We start from the raw sequence: 18,072 nt of genomic DNA, 5'->3' as shown, positions 1-18,072 counted from the left end.
GGGGGCCGCCGGGCTCAGCAGGTCGCGAGCAGGCGGCGCAGCACCCGCGCGCCGAACCGCACCGCATCCACCGGCACCCGCTCGTCCACGCCGTGGAACAGCGGCGCGAAGTCGAGGTCGGCGGGCAGCTGGAGCGGCGCGAAGCCGTAACCGTCGATGTCGAGGCGCTTGAGCGCCTTGTTGTCGGTGCCGGCGGACAGGCAGTACGGCACGAGGTGGGCGCCGGGGTCCTCGGCGAGGATCGACTCGCGCATCGCGTCGATGAGCTCGGACGACGTCGGCGCGTCCAGCGAGATCCCCAGCTTGTCGATGATGACCTCGACGTGCTCGCCGGCGAGCTCACGGATGGTGTCGAGCAGCAGGTCCTGGTGACCGGGCAGGAAGCGGCAGTCGATCGCCGCCTCCGCGGAGCCGGGAATGACGTTGTTCTTGTAGCCGGCGGTCAGCATGGTGAGGTTCGCGCTGTCGCGCAGCGTGCCGGCGACGAACTGCCGCGCCCCGCCCAGCAGGGGCAGGAACTCCTCGATGTTCTCCTCGTCGCGCTCGATCCCGGTGATCGCGGTGATCGAGTCGAAGAGCGTGGTGACCGAGGAGACGAGCTCCTGGGGCCACGGGTGGGCGTCGATGCGGTCGATGGCGCGGGCGAGGCGGACGATGGCGTTCTCGTCGTTGGGCACCGAGCCGTGGCCGGCGCGGCCGGTCGCTCGCAGCCGGATCCAGGCGAAGCCCTTCTCGGCGGTCTGCAGCAGGTAGGCGCGTACCGGCTCGCCGGTGTCCTTGTCCGGCACGGTGATCGAGTAGCCGCCGACCTCGCTGATCGACTGGCTGCAGCCCTCGAACAGCTCGGGGTGGTGGGTGACCAGCCACTGGGCGCCGTAGGTCCCACCGGCCTCCTCGTCGGCGAAGAACGCGACGACGATGTCGCGGGGCGGCTTGGTGCCGGTCCGGGCGAGGTGGCGGACGTTGGCGAGGATCATCGCGTCCATGTTCTTCATGTCGACCGCGCCACGGCCCCAGATCATGCCGTCGCGGATCTCCCCGGAGAACGGGTCGACCGTCCAGTCGTCGGCGTTGGCGGGCACGACGTCGAGGTGCCCGTGCAGCACGAGGCCGGGGCGGGAGCGGTCGGCCCCCTCGAGCCGCACGATGACGTTGGCCCGGCCGGGCTCGCTCTCGATGAGCACCGGGTCCAGCCCCACGTCGCGCAACAGCTCGACGACGTGGTCGGCGGCCGCTCGCTCGCCGGGGCCGGTGCCGTCGCCGTAGTTGGTCGAGTCGATCCGGATGAGGTCCTGGGTGATCTGCACCGCCTCGTCCTCGATCAGTGTGGTGTCGTCCGGGCTCACGGGTGTCATCGGGGGCCTTCCTGGTTCGGGGAGTGTGGGGCTTGTCGCGGGTCGGTGGCACCGACGGCGGTCGCGACCGCTGTCATGAGGCTACCCACGGTGGCGGTGTCCGTCAGTGCGGCGCCCACGGCCTCAGCCGCGCGCGGGCTGCCGGTGGCGAGCACCAGCTTGGCCCGGTGCTGCTCGGCAGTGAGCGGGGCGCGCGGGCTGCCGGTCGGGTGCTCGACGGCGGCGGCGCGGCGGCGCCCGTCCCCGAGCGTCACCTCGACCTCCGCCCAGAAGCTGCGGCCGGGGCTCGGAGGTGGCGTGACGTGCTCGCGCGAGGTGCGGGTGACGAGCGCGTCCAGCACCGGGGAGACGGGCCGTGGGCCGAGGGAGACGTGGTCCGGCGGGGTGCCGGTGAGGCGGAGCGCGACGACGTACTCGAGGCTGAAACGGCCCTCCTCCCCGGTGGCGGGACGGGTGTGACGCAGCGCGGTGTCGGCGCCCGGTGGCACCCGGACGGCGACGTGGTCGACGTCGGCGCCGGCGGCCCACCCGGCGAGCTCAGCGGCGGCGTCACCGGCTGACATCGCGGCCGAGCAGTACGGGAACTGCTTGAACCACAGGCCCGGGTCCAGCAGCCGCCAGCGCGGCCCGCAGGGCGCGGTGAGCTCGTCGAGACCACGGACGGCGCCGTGGACGGCGAGGAACCCCGCACGGGGATCGAGGAAGTCAGGGTTCGCCGTCACACCGGCGACGGCGAGCTGCACCGCCTGCACCGCCGACTGCGCGGCGAGGCCGGCGTGCAGCGGCTTGGCCTCGGTGCCGAACTGGAACCGCAGCCCGCCGGCCTGGGACGCGGCCAGGCTCACCGCCCGGGCCGCCTCCTCGGTGGGGAGCGCGAGCAGGTACGCCCCGGCGGCGGCTGCGGCGAGCGTCCCGGCGGTGCCGGTCGGGTGCCAGCCGGCCTCGTAGTGCGAGGGTCCCAGGGCCCGCCCGAGACGAGCCATCACCTCGACGCCGACGACGTAGGCCTCGAGCAGCCGGGTCACCGAGGTGCCGGCCGGGGCCAGCGCGAGCAGCGCGGGGAAGAGCACTGCGCTCGGGTGGCCCCGCACGTCCTCATGGGTGTCGTCGACGTCGAGGAGGTGGGCCTGGAACCCGCCGACGAGTGCGGCCTGCCCCGCCGAGAGGCCGGCCGCGTGCCCGAGGACGGCGGCCGGGGACGCCGGCACCCCCTGGGCGACGGCGTGGTCGAGCAGCCGGGCGACCGGCGGCTCGTCGCGGGCCAGCAGCGAGGAGGCGACGTGGTCCTGCAGCGCGGCGCCGGCGGCGTCGACGGCGTCCCCGGAAGGACGCGCGGCGAGCAGCCGGCCGGTGACCTCGCGCCAGTCAGCCGAGGGGGATCTCAAGGCTCCGGCTCCCAGGGTCGTCCTCGGGCGGATCCTCGTGGTGCGGGTGGGCGGAGGTGGTGCCGATGTCCCGCAGGAAGCGCTTGGTACGGGCGTGCTGCGGGTTGGCGAGGATCTGCGCCGGCGTGCCGGTCTCCACGACCACGCCGCCGTCCATGAACACCACCCGGTCGGCGACCTCCGCGGCGAAGGACATCTCGTGGGTGACGATGACCATCGTCATCTGCTCCTCGGTGAGGCCGCGGATGACGGCGAGCACCTCGTTGACCAGCTCGGGGTCCAGCGCCGACGTCGGCTCGTCGAGCAGGATCGCCTTGGGGCGCACCGCCAGCGCCCGGGCGATCGCGGTGCGCTGCTGCTGGCCGCCGGACAGCGTCACCGGGAACTGCTGGATGGTCTCCTCGCTCAGCCCGACCCGCGTCAGCAGCCGCCGGCCGACCTCGTCCGCCTCCGACTTCGTCATCCCCTTGCCGACGACGAGCGGCTCAGTGACGTTGCGCAGCGCGGTCTTGTTGCGGAACAGGTTGTAGTTCTGGAAGACCATCGCGGTCTGCTGGCGAAGCGCGTAGGCCTGCTTGCCGGTCCACCGCGGCGCGGTGATCGTGACGTCGTTGATCGTCACGGTGCCGGCGTCCGGGGACTCGAGGAGGTTGAGGCAGCGCAGCAGGGTCGACTTGCCCGACCCGGAGGGACCGATGACCGCGACCACCTCGCCCTCGGCCACCTGGAGGTCGACCCCGTCGAGCACGAGGTTGGTCCCGAAGGACTTGCGCAGTCCCTTGACGTCGATCATGGTGCTCACCTCTTGTAGGGACGGTCGAGGACGACTTCGAGGCGCTGCTGCAGCCAGGAGTAGACAACGACCAGGCCCCAGTAGATCAGACCGACGACGAGGTAGGTCTCGAAGAACCGGAACGAGGCGGAGGCGACGATCTTGGCCTCGGCGAACATCTCGGTCAGCCCGAGCGTGAAGGCCAGCGAGGTCTCCTTGATCAGCGAGATGAAGATGTTCCCGGTCGCCGGCACCGCGTTGTGGGCCGCCTGCGGCAGCACGAAGCGGCGGTAGATCTGCGCCTTGGTCATGCCCACCGCGAGGCCGGCCTCGTACTGGCCGCGGTCCACCGAGGTGAGGGCGGCGCGGAAGATCTCCGCCAGGTAGGAGGCCTGCTTGAGGCTGAAGCCGATGATCGCCGCGGTCATCGCGTCCATCGTGGACATCACCGGGAACACCTGCGGCAGCCCGTAGTAGATGATGAACAGCTGCACGAGGGTGGGGATGCCGCGGAACAGCGAGATGTAGGCGGCCGCCAGCTGGTTGAGCACCGGCACCTTGGCGAACCGGAAGAGCGCCAGCACGAGTCCGAGGACGAGCGCGAAAGCCATGGAGACCACCGCGAGGATCAGCGTGACCGGCAGGTACTTGAGGACCTGCGGCGCCACCTCCAGCATGTAGGTCAGGCTGATGTCCATCGTGCAGCTCCTAACGCCGCCGGGACGGTGCGCGGCACCCGCCGGGGGCGCCGCGCACGTCGGCTAGTTGTCGAACTCGGCGGGCTCGGTGGTGATGTCCTCACCGAAGTACTTCGTCGACAGCTCGGCGAGCGTGCCGTCCTCGCGCATCGCGGTGACCTGCTCGTTGATGGTGGCGAGCAGCTCGGCACCCTCGTCGGTCTTGGCGAACGGGAAGCCGACGCCCTCCCAGGCGATCGGCTCGCCGACCATCTTGAACGGCGCTCCCGAGCGCTCGACCTCTGCCAGCAGGATCGGCCGGGAGTTGATGTACCCCTCGACCCGGTTGTTGACGATGTCCTGCATGGCGCCGTCGCGCGTCTCGTAGGTGCGCACCTCGATGTCGGCGCCGGTGCGCTCTGCCCACGCCTCGAGGTGGGCGGTGTTGTTCGAGCCCAGCACCCCGGCGACCGTGATGCCGGTGAGGTCCTCGAGATCGTTGATGTCCGTGTTGGCCTCGTTGGTGACGATCTGCGCGCCGTAGTACGCGTACGGCTCGCTGAAGTCGTAGACCTCGGAGCGCTCGGCGGTCATCGCCACGGCGTTGGCCACGGTGTCCAGCCGGTCGGCCTCGAGCTGGCCCATGAGGCCGGCGAAGTCGGTGTTGGTCCACTCGACGGTCCAGCCGAGGTTGGCGGCCGCGGTCTCGATGACCTCGACGTCGAAGCCGATGAGCTCGCCGTCCTCCTGGTAGCTGTTGGGGTAGCTCTGGCCGGTGGAGCCGACCCGCAGGACGCGGGCGTCGTCACCGTTGGCGGCGTCGTCGGGCGCGTCGTCGCCGGAGCCGCAGGCGACGAGCGTCAGCGAGACGGTCGCGGCCGCGATGATGGCGGTGGTCTTCTTCTTCATGGCATACCTCATGGGGTGTCGGTGGTGCTGTCGATCGCCGCGGGGGCGAGCTGCTTGGTGAGATAGAGGGTGGTGTGGCCGCGCCCGAGGTCGGTGGTGCCGGCGGGCCGGTACCCGAGCCGGGTGTACATCTCGGTCAGCCACGGGTGGTGCTCGGCGGTCCCTAGGCTCACCGCCGGGGCATGGAGCCGGTCGCGCAGCTCCTCCTCGACGGTGGTCATCAGGCTCTGCGCGAGGCCGCGACGCCGGTGGCTGGGGGCGGTAGCGATCCAGCCGAGGTGCGGCAGCCCGAAGGGGCCGGGGTTGGGGCCCCACGGGTAGCGCACCGACACTGTCGCGACGAGCTGCTGGTCCGCGACGAGCACGTAGGCGACGTTGCGCCGCAGGTGCTCGAGGGCGTCCGCGTGGCCCGCGGAGGCGGCGGCGAAGTTGATGCCGAGCCCCCGGATGTCCTCGTAGGCGCCGCTGACGAGCTGCGCGTACGCCTCGAGATCGTCGGGGCCGGCGATACGGACGGCTCCGCCGGCCACGCTCAGAGGCCTGCCTGTGCTGCGGCGGCTACGACCCGGTCGACGGTCGTGCCCGCAGCGCCGAGGTACTGGCGGGGGTCGAGCCAGCCGGAGATCTCCTCGGCGCTGAACCGGCCCTCGAGCCTCGGCTCCTCGAGCAGCACGTCGAGCAGCTGCCGGCCGGAGTCGACCGCGGTCATCGAGGCGTCGTACACCACCTGGTGGGCGGTCTGCTTGCCAAGGGTCGCCGCAAGCTCAAACATCACCCGCTCGGAGAGCAGCAGCCCGCCCTGGTGGTCGAGGTTGCGCGCCATGGCGTCCTCGTTGACGACGAGCCCGGGCAGGATCCGCGCCATCGTGGCGAGCTGGGCCGAGAGGTACAGGTGCAGCTCGGGCAGCGCGATCCACTCGGCGCGCCAGCTGATGGCGTCGCGCTCGTGGACGGTGTTCATCGAGTCGAAGGTCAGCCCCATCGCGTGCTTCATCGGGGCGGTCAGCGCCGCGACGCCCTCGAGCAGTGCGGGGTTGCGCTTGTGGGGCATCGTCGTGGAACCGATCTTGCCCGCGACGAACGGCTCCTCGACCTCGCCGATCTCGGTACGCATGAGGTTGGTCAGCTCCCCGGCGACCTTGCCGAGCGTGCCGGAGACTAGCGTGAGGACGGCGGCATACTCGGAGAACCGGTCCCGCGCGGACTGCCAGGAGATGTTCGGGGCGGCGAGCTCGAGGAGGTCGAGGGTGGCCCGCTCGACCTCGGGGCCGCGCTCGCCGAAGGCGGAGTAGGTGCCCACGGCGCCGTTGATGTTGCCGGTGAGGACCCGGCGCCGGACGTCGGTGAGCCGCTCGACGTGCCGGATGAGCTCGTCGAGCCAGACGGCCACCTTGAAGCCGAAGGTCGTCGGCAGAGCGTGCACCGCGTGGGTGCGCCCCACCATGGCGGTGTCCCGGTGGGTGGTCGCGAGCGCCTTGAGGGCCGCGGCCACCGCCCGGGTGTCGCGCTCGATGATGTCCAGGCCCTCGCGCACCTGCAGGACGGTGCCGGTGTCGACGATGTCCTGGGTGGTCACCCCGTAGTGGACCCACTCGCCCGCCGGGCCGGCCGCCGTCTGCAGCGCGCCGATGGTGGCGTTGAGGGAGTGCATGGTGCGCGCGCCAGCCTCGGCGACGGCGTCGAGGTCGAGCTCGTCGGCGCGCGCGGCGGCGGTGATCGCGTCGGCCGCGGCCTGCGGGATGATGCCCAGCGCGGCCTCGGCGCGGGCCAGCGCGGCCTCGACGTCCAGCTGCTTCTGCAGCCGGTTGGTCTCCGCCCACACCTCGCGCATCTCCGGCGTGCTGAAGCTGTTGCCGATCGTGCGCATGTCCACGACGTGTGAGGGCACGCTGCGTCTCCATCCATGTCTGCGAAGCACCCGGGCGAGTCCGCCACCTGGGCGTGCACCACCCAGGTCCGGGTACGCCCAAGATAACTGCCGGGTCGGGACCGGCATTCCCACGAGCCACCAGCGTCCAGGTCGTGAGACGCCCCCACCCCCATCCGCGAGAGCGGGATTGTCCGCGAGAGCAGAGTTGTCCGCGAGAGCAGGATTGTCCGCGAGAGCAGAGTTGTCTGCGAGAGCGGGATTGTCTGCGAGAGCAGGGTTGTCTGCGAGAGCGGGATTGTCTGCGAGAGCAGGGTTGTCTGCGAGAGCGGGATTGTCTGCGAGAGCAGGATTGTCCGCACGGTCCGGCTGTCGTTGTTCAGCCGGGTGGGTCGCGGGGAGTCGAGCCGTCCGTGCCGGCTGAACAGTCTCGGGCGACAGCGTCCGCCGATCGTTGTGGCAGCGGCCGGTGCTTGCCGCCATCGCTGCCGCGGAAGACCACGGTTCGGGACAGGCCTGCCCCGGGGACGAGCGGGTGGGCAATCCCGCTCTCGGGAAGAAGACGGCGCGTGGACAATCCTGCTGTCGGGGATGGGGGTCGGGCAGGGCGCGTGGACAATCCTGCTGTCGGGGATGGGGTTCGGGCAGGGCGCGTGGACAATCCCGCTCTCGCAGACAATCCCGCTCTCGCAGACAATCCCGCTCTCGTGGACAATCCCGCTGTCGCGAGTAGGGGGCTTGGTCAGTCGTCGGCGGGGGTGAGCCAGAGGGCGCCGAGCGGGGGGACCCGCAGGGAGACCGAGGCGTCCCGGCCGTGCCACGGCAGCTCCTCCGCCGTCACCCGGCCGAGGTTGCCCACGCCGGAGCCGCCGTACTCGACGGCGTCGGTGTTCAGCAGCTCGGTCCAGTCGCCTGCCTGCGGGAGCCCGACGCGGTAGTGCTCGTGCGGGACGCCGGAGAAGCTGATGATGCACACGACATCCTTGCCCTTCCCGCTCGGGTCCCTCCGCAGGAAGCTGACGACGTTGTGGTCGCCGTCGTTGGCCTCGATCCACTGGAAGCCGGCGGGGGAGAAGTCGTCGGCGTACAGCGCCGGGTGGCTGCGGTAGACGTCGTTGAGCCGCCGCACGAGGTCCGCGACGCCCGAGTGCGCCGGGTTGTCGAGCAGGTGCCACTCGAGGCTCGCCGACTCCTGCCACTCGCTTCCCTGAGCGAACTCCATCCCCATGAAGATCAGCTGCTTGCCGGGGTGTGACCACTGGTAGGCGAACAGCGTGCGGACCCCGGCGAGCTGCTGCCAGTGGTCGCCGGGCATCTTGCGCACCAGGGAACCCTTGCCGTGGACGACCTCGTCGTGGCTCAGCGGCAGCACGAACTGCTCGGAGAACGCGTAGACGAGCGAGAACGTCAGCTCGCCGTGGTGGTAGCGGCGGTTGATCGGCTCCTCGGCCACGTAGCGCAGCGTGTCGTTCATCCAGCCCATGTTCCACTTGAGGCCGAAGCCGAGCCCGCCGTGGCTGGTGGGGGCGCTGACGCCGGGCCATGCGGTGGACTCCTCGGCGATCATGACGATCCCCGGCACCCGGCGGTACGCCGTGGCGTTGGTCTCCTGCAGGAAGCTGATCGCGTCGAGGTTCTCCCGGCCGCCCCGCTCGTTGGGCCGCCACTGACCGGGCTGGCGGGAGTAGTCGAGGTAGAGCATCGAGGCCACCGCGTCGACCCGAAGGCCGTCGATGTGGAACTCCTCGAGCCAGTACACCGCGTTGGCGACGAGGAAGTTGCGCACCTCGCGGCGGCCGAAGTTGAAGATCAGCGTGCCCCAGTCGGGGTGCTCCCCGCGCAGCGGGTCGGGGTCCTCGTAGAGGGCGGTGCCGTCGAACTGGGCCAGTGCCCACGAGTCCTTGGGGAAGTGCGCCGGGACCCAGTCCATGATGACGCCGATCCCCGCCTGGTGGAAGGAGTCGACGAGGAACCGGAAGTCGTCCGGGCTGCCGAGCCGCGACGTCGGCGCGAAGTACGAGGTGACCTGGTAGCCCCACGAGCCGCCGAACGGGTGCTCGGCCACCGGCATGAGCTCCACGTGGGTGAAGCCCAGCCCGGCGACGTAGTCGACGAGGTCACGGGCAAGGTCGCGGTAGCTCAGCCCGGGCCGCCACGAGGCGAGGTGGACCTCGTACACGCTCATCGCACCCTGGTGGGGGTCGGTGGCGGCGCGACGAGTGAGCCACTCGTCGTCGCCCCACTCGTAGCTGGACTCGGTGACGACCGACGCGGTGGCCGGCGGGTGCTCGGTGGCGCGGGCCATCGGGTCGGCCTTCTCGTGCCAGGAGCCGTCGCGGTGCTGGATCTCGTACTTGTAGGTGGCGTCCACCCCGACCCCAGGGACGAACACCTCCCAGACGCCGGAGGAGCCCAGCGACCGCATCGCGGCCAGCCGGCCGTCCCAGCCGTTGAAGCTGCCCTTGACGCGGACCGCCTGGGCATTGGGCGCCCACACCGCGAACGCGGTGCCCTCGACCTCGCCGAGCACCGAGGGATAGCGCCGCACCTGCGAGCCGAGCGCGGTCCACAGCTCCTCATGGCGCCCCTCGCCGATGAGGTGGAGGTCGATGTCGCCGAGCGTCGGCAGGTGACGGTACGGGTCGTCGACCCGGCTGGTGTGCCCGCCGTAGGTGACGTCGAGCCGGTAGTCCGGTGTCTCGGTGCCGGGGATGGTGCCCACCCAGACGCCGTCGAGCTCGTGCTGGAGCGGTACCCGCGCGTCGGCGGTGACGACGACGACGGCGTCGGCCAGCGGGCGCAGCGCGCGGATGGTCACCGAGGACGAGCCGACGTGCGCGCCGAGGACGGCGTGCGGCTCGTGGTGGACGCCGGCAGCCACCGCCCGTAACAGGCCCTCATCCACGACGACGGGAGAGCCCGACGGAGCGGGGACGGAAGCGATCGGCGGGTCCATGTCGGTCATGGCCCCACTCTTCCATTCCTGCGCGGCCGGTGCGCGCGGATCGGCGGAGGGGCGACCGGCTACGGCCTGCTCGGCGGGGCGGCGGCGAGGAGCCGGCGGACGCCCGTCACTGGGATGGCGAGCCAGTCGGGGCGGTTCCGGGCCTCGTAGACCGCCTCGTACAGGGCCTTGTCCAGCTCCAGGGCGGCGAGCAGCGCGGCGTCCTCGCGCGGATCGCGGCCCGCGCCGGCCGCGTAGCCGTCGAGGAAGGCGCCGCGGGCACGCGCTGCCCAGGCTGCCACCGCGGTGTCGTCGCCGCCGTCCTGCACGGCCGCGCCGGCGGCGTAGTCGAGCGAGCGCAGCATGCCGGCGACGTCGCGCAGCGGGAGGTCCGGCGCGGTGCGCTCGGCCAGCGGGCGCAGCGGCTCACCCTCGAAGTCGAGCAGCAGCCAGCCGCGGCCCGGAGCGTCGATCACCTGGCCCAGGTGGAGGTCGCCGTGGATGCGCTGCAGCGGCGACCACGGGACGTCCGTGGTGCGCTCGTAGACCTCGGCGACGGCGTCGGCATGCTCGGCGAGCGCCGGCACCTCCCGCAGCGCGCCCGCCGCCCGTTGCTGCCAGCCGCGACGCAGCCCGTCGCGCACCTGCCGGGTCGTCTTGGTCAGCGGAAAGGCGACGGCGAGGTCGCGGTGCACCAAGGCCACCGCCCGGCCCAGCTCACCGGCCGCCGCGGTGAAGCCGGTGCCGCTGCGCGCGGCGCGGACAGCCACCCGCCACGCGTCCTCGACGTCGGGGAGAAACTCCTGGGCGAAGGCCAGGTGGCCGTGGACCTGCGCGCCGTCCGGCCCGGCCCACTCGCCGGCGAGGTCGCCGAGCGGGGCGGGGACGCGCGTGCTGCCGGCCGCCGCCAGCGCTTCCTGGACGACGACGTCGGGGTTCTGCCCGCCGGCCAGCACCCGGAAGACCTTGACGATGACCGGGGTGCCCTCGCCGCCGTCGAAGATGATCGAGGTGTTGGACTGCTCGCCGGACAGCACCCGGGACCGCTCGGCGGCCACCGGGCCGTGCACCGCCCCGGCGCCGGTGGCCCGGTGCCCGACGGCACCGCCAGAGCCGGGCGGGCCGTCGGACGCGACGCCGGCGCCGTTGAGGATGGTGCCGAGCAGCACCCGCGCCGCGACCGGGTCGTGGCAGCCGTCGTAGACCCAGCGCGGGCCGAGCTCGGAGTGCTCGGTGGTGGCGACGAGCGCATGCTCCAGCCCGGGCACCGGGGCGCCCCGGTAGGCGAGCGGCACCTGGTAGAGCGTCGGCTGCGGGCCGGCGTCGTCGATGAGCAGCCAGGTCTCGATGCCCACCTCGCCCGCCGGGTCCTGGAAGCGCAGGCCGCCGACGCGCCGCAGCCGCGGCGTGCGCCCCTTGGCGGTGTACCAGCGCTGGCGGGCGATCCATGGCGGCAGGAACTCGCCGAACGGCGGGTCGACGGTGGCCATCACGGCTCGATCGACTGCGGCGGGTCCGCCGGGGTCGGTGCCGTCGCCGGGGCGAGCGGGCCACCGAGGTGCAGCCAGAAGAAGTCGCGGGAGCCCAGCGTGAGCGTGACCGTGCCGTCGGCCCCCACCGGCGGGAACGGGGCGCCGCCGAACAGGTCGGTCAGCGGCGCACCCGCGCTGCCGGCCACCTCCACCCGCGACGAGCGGGGCGTGTTGGCGAGGTTCATCACGCACAGCACGGTCTCGTCGTCGTCGGCGCGCAGGAAGGCGAGCACGGACTCGTTGTCGGTGTCGAGCAGCTCGAAGGACCCGGTGCCGAACACCGGGTGGGACCGGCGGACCTCGAGGATGCCGCGTACCCAGTGCAGCAGCGACGTCGGCTGGGCGTACTGCGCCTCGACGTTGACCGAGTTGTAGTGGTTGATGAGCGACTGCACGAGCGGCAGGTAGAGCTTGCCCGGGTCCGCGGTGGAGAAGCCGGCATTGCGGTCCGGGGTCCACTGCATCGGGGTGCGGACCGCGTCACGGTCAGGCAGCCAGATGTTGTCGCCCATGCCGATCTCGTCGCCGTAGTACAGGCACGGGCTGCCCGGCAGCGACAGCAGCATGGCGTGGGCGAGCTCGATCTCCGCCCGGGAGTTGCCCAGCAGCGGGGAGAGCCGCCGCCGGATCCCCACGTTCGCCCGCATCCGCGGGTCCTCCGCGTACCAGCCGTACATCGACGCCCGCTCCTCGGTGGAGACCATCTCCAGCGTGAGCTCGTCGTGGTTGCGCAGGAAGGTGCCCCACTGCGCGCCGGCCGGGATCGCCGGGGTGTCGGCGAGGATGTCGCGGATGGCGTGCGCCCGCTGCTCGCGCAGCGCGTAGAACAGCCGCGGCATCACCGGGAAGTGGAAGCACATGTGGCACTCCGGCTCCGCCTCGGTGCCGTAGTAGTCGACGACGTCCTGCGGCCACTGGTTGGCTTCGGCCAGCAGCAGGGTGCCGGGGAACTCCTCATCGACCATCGCGCGCAGGTCACGCAGGTACTCGTGGGTGCGCGGCAGGTTCTCGCAGTTGGTGCCCTCTTCCTCGAACAGGTAGGGCACCGCGTCCAGCCGGAAGCCGTCGACGCCGAGCCGGGCCCAGAACCGCACGACGTCGTGCATGGCGGCGACGACCTCGGGGTTCTCGAAGTTGAGGTCCGGCTGGTGGGAGAAGAACCGGTGCCAGAAGTACTGGCGCCGCACCGGGTCGAAGCTCCAGTTGGAGGTCTCGGTGTCGACGAAGATGATCCGGGCGTCCTGGTAGGCGGTGTTGTCGTCGCGCCACACGTAGAAGTCGCCGTAGGGGCCGTCGGGCTTGGACCGCGACGACTGGAACCACGGGTGCTGGTCGCTGGTGTGGTTCATCACGAGGTCGACGATGACCCGCAGGCCGCGGGCGTGCGCCTCGGTCAGCAGCTCCTCGAAGTCCTCGAGGCTGCCGTACTCCGACGCCACCGCGGTGTAGTCCGAGACGTCGTAGCCGCCGTCGCGCAGCGGCGAGGGGTAGAACGGCGGCACCCACAGGCAGTCGACGCCCAGCCACTGCAGGTAGTCGAGCCGGTCGATGAGGCCGCGCAGGTCCCCGGTCCCCGACCCGTCGGAGTCCCCGAAGGCCCGCAGCAGCACCTCGTAGAACACCGCAGTGCGGTACCAGTCGGGGTCGTCCACGAGGCCGGGGCGCTCGCCGCTGCTGAGCGCGGGCGCAGGGGAGGCCTGCGCGGCGAGCGCGCGCACCGGGCTCGGCGCCGTCATAGCGCACGCACCGCCAGCACGTGCGCGCACGCCTCGTGCGGGTCCAGGCGCACGTACGGCTGGTCGGACCAGAAGTAGGTCTCACCCGACAGCTCGTCGGTGGCGGCGAGCACCGGCGTACCGGCCGGGCTGCCTGGTGCCGGCGCCGCGATGCCCAGCGCCTCGAGGTCGAGCTTGACCGTGCCGTCACGGGTGGCGAACGGGTCGAGGGTGAGGACGACGACCACCGTGTCCGCCTCGCCGGTGGGCGACAGGTGCGCGGGCAGGTGGCGCGAGAAGCACACCATCGAGTCGTCGCTGGTCTTGTGCACGGTGAGCCCTCGCAGCCGCTGCAGCGCCGGGTGGGACCCACGGATGCGGTTGAGCGCCGTCAGCAGCCGGGAGATACCTATCGGCTCCGCACGCGCCCAGTCACGCGGCTTGAACTCGTACTTCTCGTTGTCGATCTGTTCCTCGGCCCCCGGCCGTGCGACGTTCTCCACGAGCTCGTAGCCGGAGTAGATGCCCCACGTCGGTGAGCCGGTCGCGGCGAGCACCGCGCGGATCGCGAACGCCGCCGTCCCGCCGGTCTGCATGTACGGGGTGAGGATGTCGTGGGTGGTGGGCCAGAAGCTCGGGCGCATCACCGCCGAGGTCTCCTCGGAGACCTCCTCGAGGTACTCCTCGACGTCCTTCTTGGTGTTGCGCCAGGTGAAGTACGTGTAGGACTGGTGGAAGCCGATGGCGCCCAGGGTCCGCATCATCGCCGGCCGGGTGAAGGCCTCGGCGAGGAAGATCACCTCGGGGTGGCGCTCGCGGAACTCGGCGAGGATGCGCTGCCAGAAGTCGAGCGGCTTGGTGTGCGGGTTGTCCACCCGGAACAGCGTGACGCCGTGGTCGATCCAGACCTGGAGGACGTCGCGGATGGCGACGTAGATCCCCTCGGGGTCGTTGTCGAAGTTCAGCGGGTAGATGTCCTGGTACTTCTTCGGCGGGTTCTCGGCGTAGGCGATGGAGCCGTCGGCCCGGGTGGTGAACCACTCCGGGTGGTCGGTGACCCACGGGTGGTCGGGGGAGGCCTGCAGCGCGATGTCCAGCGCGACCTCCATGCCCAGCCCGCGCGCCCGGGCGACGAACGCGTCGAAGTCCGTGAAGGTGCCGAGCTCAGGCTGGATGGCGTCGTGGCCGCCCTCGGCGGCGCCGATGCCGTACGGCGAGCCGGGGTCGCCCTCGCGGCCGGTCACCGTGTTGTTGCGGCCCTTGCGGTTGGTCGTCCCGATCGGGTGGATCGGGGTGAGGTAGGCGACGTCGAAGCCCATCGCGGCGATGGCAGGCAGCCGCTCGGCGGCGGTGCGCAGCGTGCCGGAGACCCAGCCGCCCTGGTCGGCGTCGAAGTAGGCGCCCTCGGATCGCGGGAAGAACTCGTACCAGGCGCTGTACAGCGCGCGCTCGCGGTCCACCCGCAACGGGTAGGTGACGCTGTGGCTGACCATCTCGCGGACCGGCGCGTCATCGAGGACCGCGTGCACCTCGGGGGAGATGCCGGCGAGCAGCCTGACCTCCGCCGGCCGACCGGTGTCGTGCATAGCGGCGACCGCCTGCTCCAGCGTGGCGCGCTGGGCGGGGCCGAGCCCGGGGCGGTCCGCCGCGCCGGCGAGGAAGTTGGCCCCCTCCGTGAGCATGAGCTCGACGTCGACGCCGGCGCGCACCTTGAGCGGGGCGTCGTGGAACCAGGTGCCGTACGGGTCGGACCAGCCCTCGACGCGGAAGGACCAGTCGCCGACGGCGTCGGGCACCACCCACGCGGTCCACAGGTCGAGGCCCGGGTTGACCGACGTCATCGTCACGCGGCTGTGCTCGGTGCCGTCGGGGGCGAGCAGCACGGCGGTGGCGGCGACGGCGTCGTGCCCCTCGCGGAACACCGTCGCGCGGATCGGGACGGCCTCACCGACGACGGCCTTGGCCGGCCAGCGGCCCCCCTCGACGACCGGCGACAGCTCGATCACCGGGATCCGGCCGATCGGGGTGGCGCTGGCCGGGGTAGGAACGGGCGACGCCGGCGCGAGCCGGACGGAGGGCAGGTTGTCTCGTGTCACAGACACGAACCTATCCACGTGCGCGCGATCGGGCGACCGCTTCGACCCTGCGACGGACGGGGTGGCCGGGCCCGACCTGCAACAGCGCCGGAACTTGCTGAAAATGTTGCGAGCCGGCCCTAGACTCGGACTCGTGAAAGCCATTCGCCGATTTACCGTCCGCACCGTCCTGCCCGCGTCGCTCGCCCCGCTGGACACCCTCGCGCAGAACCTCAGGTTCTCCTGGCACGAGCCCACCCGGGAGCTGTTCGCCTCCCTCGACCCCGAGCTGTGGGCGTCGCTGCACGGCGACCCCGTCGCGCTCCTCGGCGCGCTCGACCGCAACCGGCTCGCTGAGCTGGCCGCCGACGAGGCCCTCGTCGCCCGGGTCCGTGAGCTCGACGAGGACCTCCGGCGCTACCTCAGCAGCCCGCGCTGGTACCAGGACACCTATGACGCGGCCGACAAGCCCGACGCGATCGGGTACTTCTCGGCCGAGTTCGGCATCACCGCTGTGCTCCCGCAGTACTCCGGCGGGCTGGGCATCCTCGCCGGCGACCACCTGAAGTCGGCCTCCGACCTCGGTGTGCCGATCGTCGGCGTCGGCCTGCTCTACGGCGCCGGCTACTTCAAGCAGTCCCTCACCCGCGAGGGCTGGCAGCACGAGACCTACCCGCTGCTCGACCCCGACAACCTGCCGCTCACGCTGCTGAGGGAGGCCGACGGCACCCCGTCGCGCGTCACCCTGCCGATGCCGGGCGGTCAGCTGCTGCACGCCCAGGTCTGGCGCGCCGACGTCGGCCGGGTGCCGCTGCTGCTGCTCGACTCGAACATCCCGGACAACGACGACGCCGCTCGCAAGGTCACCGACCGGCTGTACGGCGGTTCGCCCGACCACCGGCTCAAGCAGGAGCTGCTGCTGGGCATGGGCGGGGTCAAGGCGCTGCGGCTGCACGCCCGGCTCACCGGCGGCCCGACGCCGCAGGTCTACCACGCCAACGAGGGCCACGCCGGCTTCCTCGCGATCGAGCGGATCCGCGAGCTCGTCGAGGGCGAGGGCCTGACCTTCGACGCCGCGCTGGAGGCGGTGCGCGCCGGCACGGTGTTCACCACCCACACCCCGGTGCCCGCCGGGATCGACCGGTTCCACATCGACCTCGTCCGCCAGCACTTCACCGGCTCCGCCGAGGTCCCTGGGGTGCCGGTCGACAAGATCCTCGCCCTCGGCGTCGAGGACTTCGCCGGCGGCGACCCGGCCGTCTACAACATGGCCACCCTGGGGCTGCGCACCGCGCGCCTGGCCAACGGTGTCTCGCAGCTGCACGGCGAGGTCTCCCGCGGCATGTTCCACCACCTGTGGCCCGGGTTCGCCGTCGACGAGGTGCCGATCACCTCGATCACCAACGGTGTCCACGGCCCGACCTGGACGGCGCCGGCGTTCACCCGGATGGCCGAGGAGCACCTCACCCCGGCGCAGATCGACTCCGGTGACGGCTGGCTCGTCCCCGGTGCCGAGGGCGGGGTGCCCGACGCCGAGCTGTGGCAGATGCGCGGCCGGCTGCGCGGGGACCTCGTCACCGCGGCACGCCAGCGGGTGCGCAAGTCGTGGCTGCAGCGCGGCGCCTCGCCGGCCGAGCTCGGCTGGGTCGACGACGTCCTCGACCCGAACGTGCTGACCATCGGCTTCGCCCGCCGGGTGCCCACCTACAAGCGGCTCACGCTCATGCTGTCCGACCCGGACCGGCTGCGCGCGTTGCTCACCCACCCGGAGCGGCCGATCCAGATCGTCGTCGCCGGAAAGTCGCACCCCGCTGACGAGCCCGGCGTCGGGCTCATCCAGAAGCTCGTGACCTTCGCCGACGAGGAGGGGGTGCGTGACCGCATCGTCTTCCTGCCGAACTACGACATCGAGATGGCGATGACGCTCATGCCGGGCTGCGACGTCTGGCTGAACAACCCGCTGCGTCCGCTGGAGGCCTCGGGCACCTCGGGGATGAAGTGCGCCCTCAACGGTGCGCTCAACCTCTCGATCCTCGACGGCTGGTGGAACGAGTGGTACGACGGCGAGAACGGCTGGGCGATCCCCACCGCCGACGGCGTCGACGACCAGGCCCGCCGCGACCAGATCGAGGCCTCGGCGCTCTACGACCTGCTCGAGAACACCGTCGCGCCGCGGTTCTACGACCGCGACGAGACCGGCGTGCCCCAGCACTGGATGGCGATGATGCGCCACACGCTCGCCACCCTCGGTCCCAAGGTGCAGGCCACCCGGATGGTCCGCGACTACGTCGAGCGCCTCTACACACCGGTGGCGGCGAGCTACCGCCACCTCGACGGCCCCGGGCACACCGGCGCCGTCGAGCTGGCCGCGTGGAAGGACCGCGTCCGGCAGGGCTGGGCCGGGGTCCGGGTGGACCACGTCGAGTCCACCGACGTGGCTGACGTCGTCAAGGTCGGTGACGCCGTCGGCGTCAGCGCCTACGTGAGCCTGGGGGACCTCGCGCCGCAGGACGTGGACGTCCAGCTGGTCCACGGCCGGGTCGACGACGAGGACCGCCTGGTCGACGTCGAGTGCCAGCGGCTCACGCTGGCGGAGTCGTTCGAGGCCGGCCGCCACGCCTACCGCGGCGAGATCGAGCTCGAGAACTCCGGTCCGTTCGGCTACTCGGTGCGGATCGTCCCGCGCCACGGCTCGCTGGCAGGCCCGGCCGAGCTCGCGCTGGTGGCTGCCGCGCAGGCCTGACGACGTCGCCCTCGGTGGCACAGCTCGCCGACAGCTGGATTCTCCACGTGGAGAATCCAGCTGTCGGCTCTTGCGGTGGGGGATCATGGCGCCATGGA

At 71.8% G+C, this 18,072-nt stretch carries 12 protein-coding genes; 1 reads left to right on the top strand and 11 read right to left on the bottom strand.

The window, feature by feature from the left end:
• Positions 1–14: 14 nt before the first annotated feature.
• The 11 genes from V2J52_RS10390 to V2J52_RS10340 all read right to left on the bottom strand — a co-directional run bounded on the left by V2J52_RS10390 (position 15) and on the right by V2J52_RS10340 (position 15,252).
• Entirely contained in the window at positions 15–1,355 is a 1,341-nt protein-coding gene (locus V2J52_RS10390; protein WP_331227612.1) for a M20/M25/M40 family metallo-hydrolase, read from the bottom strand.
• On the bottom strand, positions 1,352–2,740 hold the full coding sequence (locus V2J52_RS10385; protein WP_331227611.1) for an MmgE/PrpD family protein: 1,389 nt from the start codon (positions 2,738–2,740) through the stop codon (positions 1,352–1,354). The genes V2J52_RS10390 and V2J52_RS10385 overlap by 4 nt, the downstream gene beginning before the upstream one ends.
• The gene (locus V2J52_RS10380; RefSeq protein ID WP_331227610.1) at positions 2,721–3,533 is read right to left on the bottom strand and encodes an amino acid ABC transporter ATP-binding protein; all 813 of its coding nucleotides are present in this window, start codon (positions 3,531–3,533) and stop codon (positions 2,721–2,723) included. The genes V2J52_RS10385 and V2J52_RS10380 overlap by 20 nt, the downstream gene beginning before the upstream one ends.
• A gap of 5 nt (positions 3,534–3,538) precedes the next feature.
• Entirely contained in the window at positions 3,539–4,210 is a 672-nt protein-coding gene (locus V2J52_RS10375; RefSeq protein ID WP_331227609.1) for an amino acid ABC transporter permease, read from the bottom strand.
• 63 nt (positions 4,211–4,273) lie between these two features.
• Entirely contained in the window at positions 4,274–5,098 is an 825-nt protein-coding gene (locus V2J52_RS10370; RefSeq protein WP_331227608.1) for a transporter substrate-binding domain-containing protein, read from the bottom strand.
• Between the two features lie 8 nt (positions 5,099–5,106).
• Positions 5,107–5,628 (bottom strand): GNAT family N-acetyltransferase, encoded by a 522-nt coding sequence (locus tag V2J52_RS10365; RefSeq protein ID WP_331227607.1) that lies wholly within the window; start codon positions 5,626–5,628, stop codon positions 5,107–5,109.
• Between the two features lie 2 nt (positions 5,629–5,630).
• The gene (gene purB, locus V2J52_RS10360) at positions 5,631–6,986 is read right to left on the bottom strand and encodes an adenylosuccinate lyase (RefSeq protein WP_331227606.1); all 1,356 of its coding nucleotides are present in this window, start codon (positions 6,984–6,986) and stop codon (positions 5,631–5,633) included.
• Positions 6,987–7,707: 721 nt separating this feature from the next.
• Positions 7,708–9,930: a 1,4-alpha-glucan branching protein GlgB gene (gene glgB, locus V2J52_RS10355; RefSeq protein WP_331227605.1), complete on the bottom strand. Its 2,223-nt coding sequence runs from the start codon at positions 9,928–9,930 to the stop codon at positions 7,708–7,710.
• A 59-nt stretch (positions 9,931–9,989) separates the two neighbouring features.
• Entirely contained in the window at positions 9,990–11,399 is a 1,410-nt protein-coding gene (locus V2J52_RS10350) for a maltokinase N-terminal cap-like domain-containing protein (protein WP_331227604.1), read from the bottom strand.
• A complete protein-coding gene (gene treS / locus V2J52_RS10345) occupies positions 11,399–13,177 on the bottom strand; it encodes a maltose alpha-D-glucosyltransferase (protein ID WP_331227603.1) in 1,779 nt (592 codons plus the stop codon). Before treS ends, V2J52_RS10350 begins: the two co-directional genes overlap by 1 nt.
• On the bottom strand, positions 13,174–15,252 hold the full coding sequence (locus tag V2J52_RS10340) for an alpha-1,4-glucan--maltose-1-phosphate maltosyltransferase (RefSeq protein WP_434056409.1): 2,079 nt from the start codon (positions 15,250–15,252) through the stop codon (positions 13,174–13,176). The genes treS and V2J52_RS10340 overlap by 4 nt, the downstream gene beginning before the upstream one ends.
• 133 nt (positions 15,253–15,385) lie before the next feature.
• On the opposite strand from V2J52_RS10340, the gene glgP reads away from it, so the two are divergent.
• Complete coding sequence (gene glgP, locus V2J52_RS10335; protein ID WP_331227602.1) at positions 15,386–17,974, top strand: alpha-glucan family phosphorylase; 2,589 nt, start codon at positions 15,386–15,388, stop codon at positions 17,972–17,974.
• The last annotated feature ends 98 nt before the right edge of the window (positions 17,975–18,072 follow it).

It is taken from the genome of Georgenia sunbinii (assembly GCF_036421875.1).
Classification (GTDB): domain Bacteria; phylum Actinomycetota; class Actinomycetes; order Actinomycetales; family Actinomycetaceae; genus Georgenia_B; species Georgenia_B sunbinii.
The sequence above is the reverse complement of the archived record's forward strand: the minus strand, read 5'-3'. Positions and strand labels throughout refer to the sequence as shown.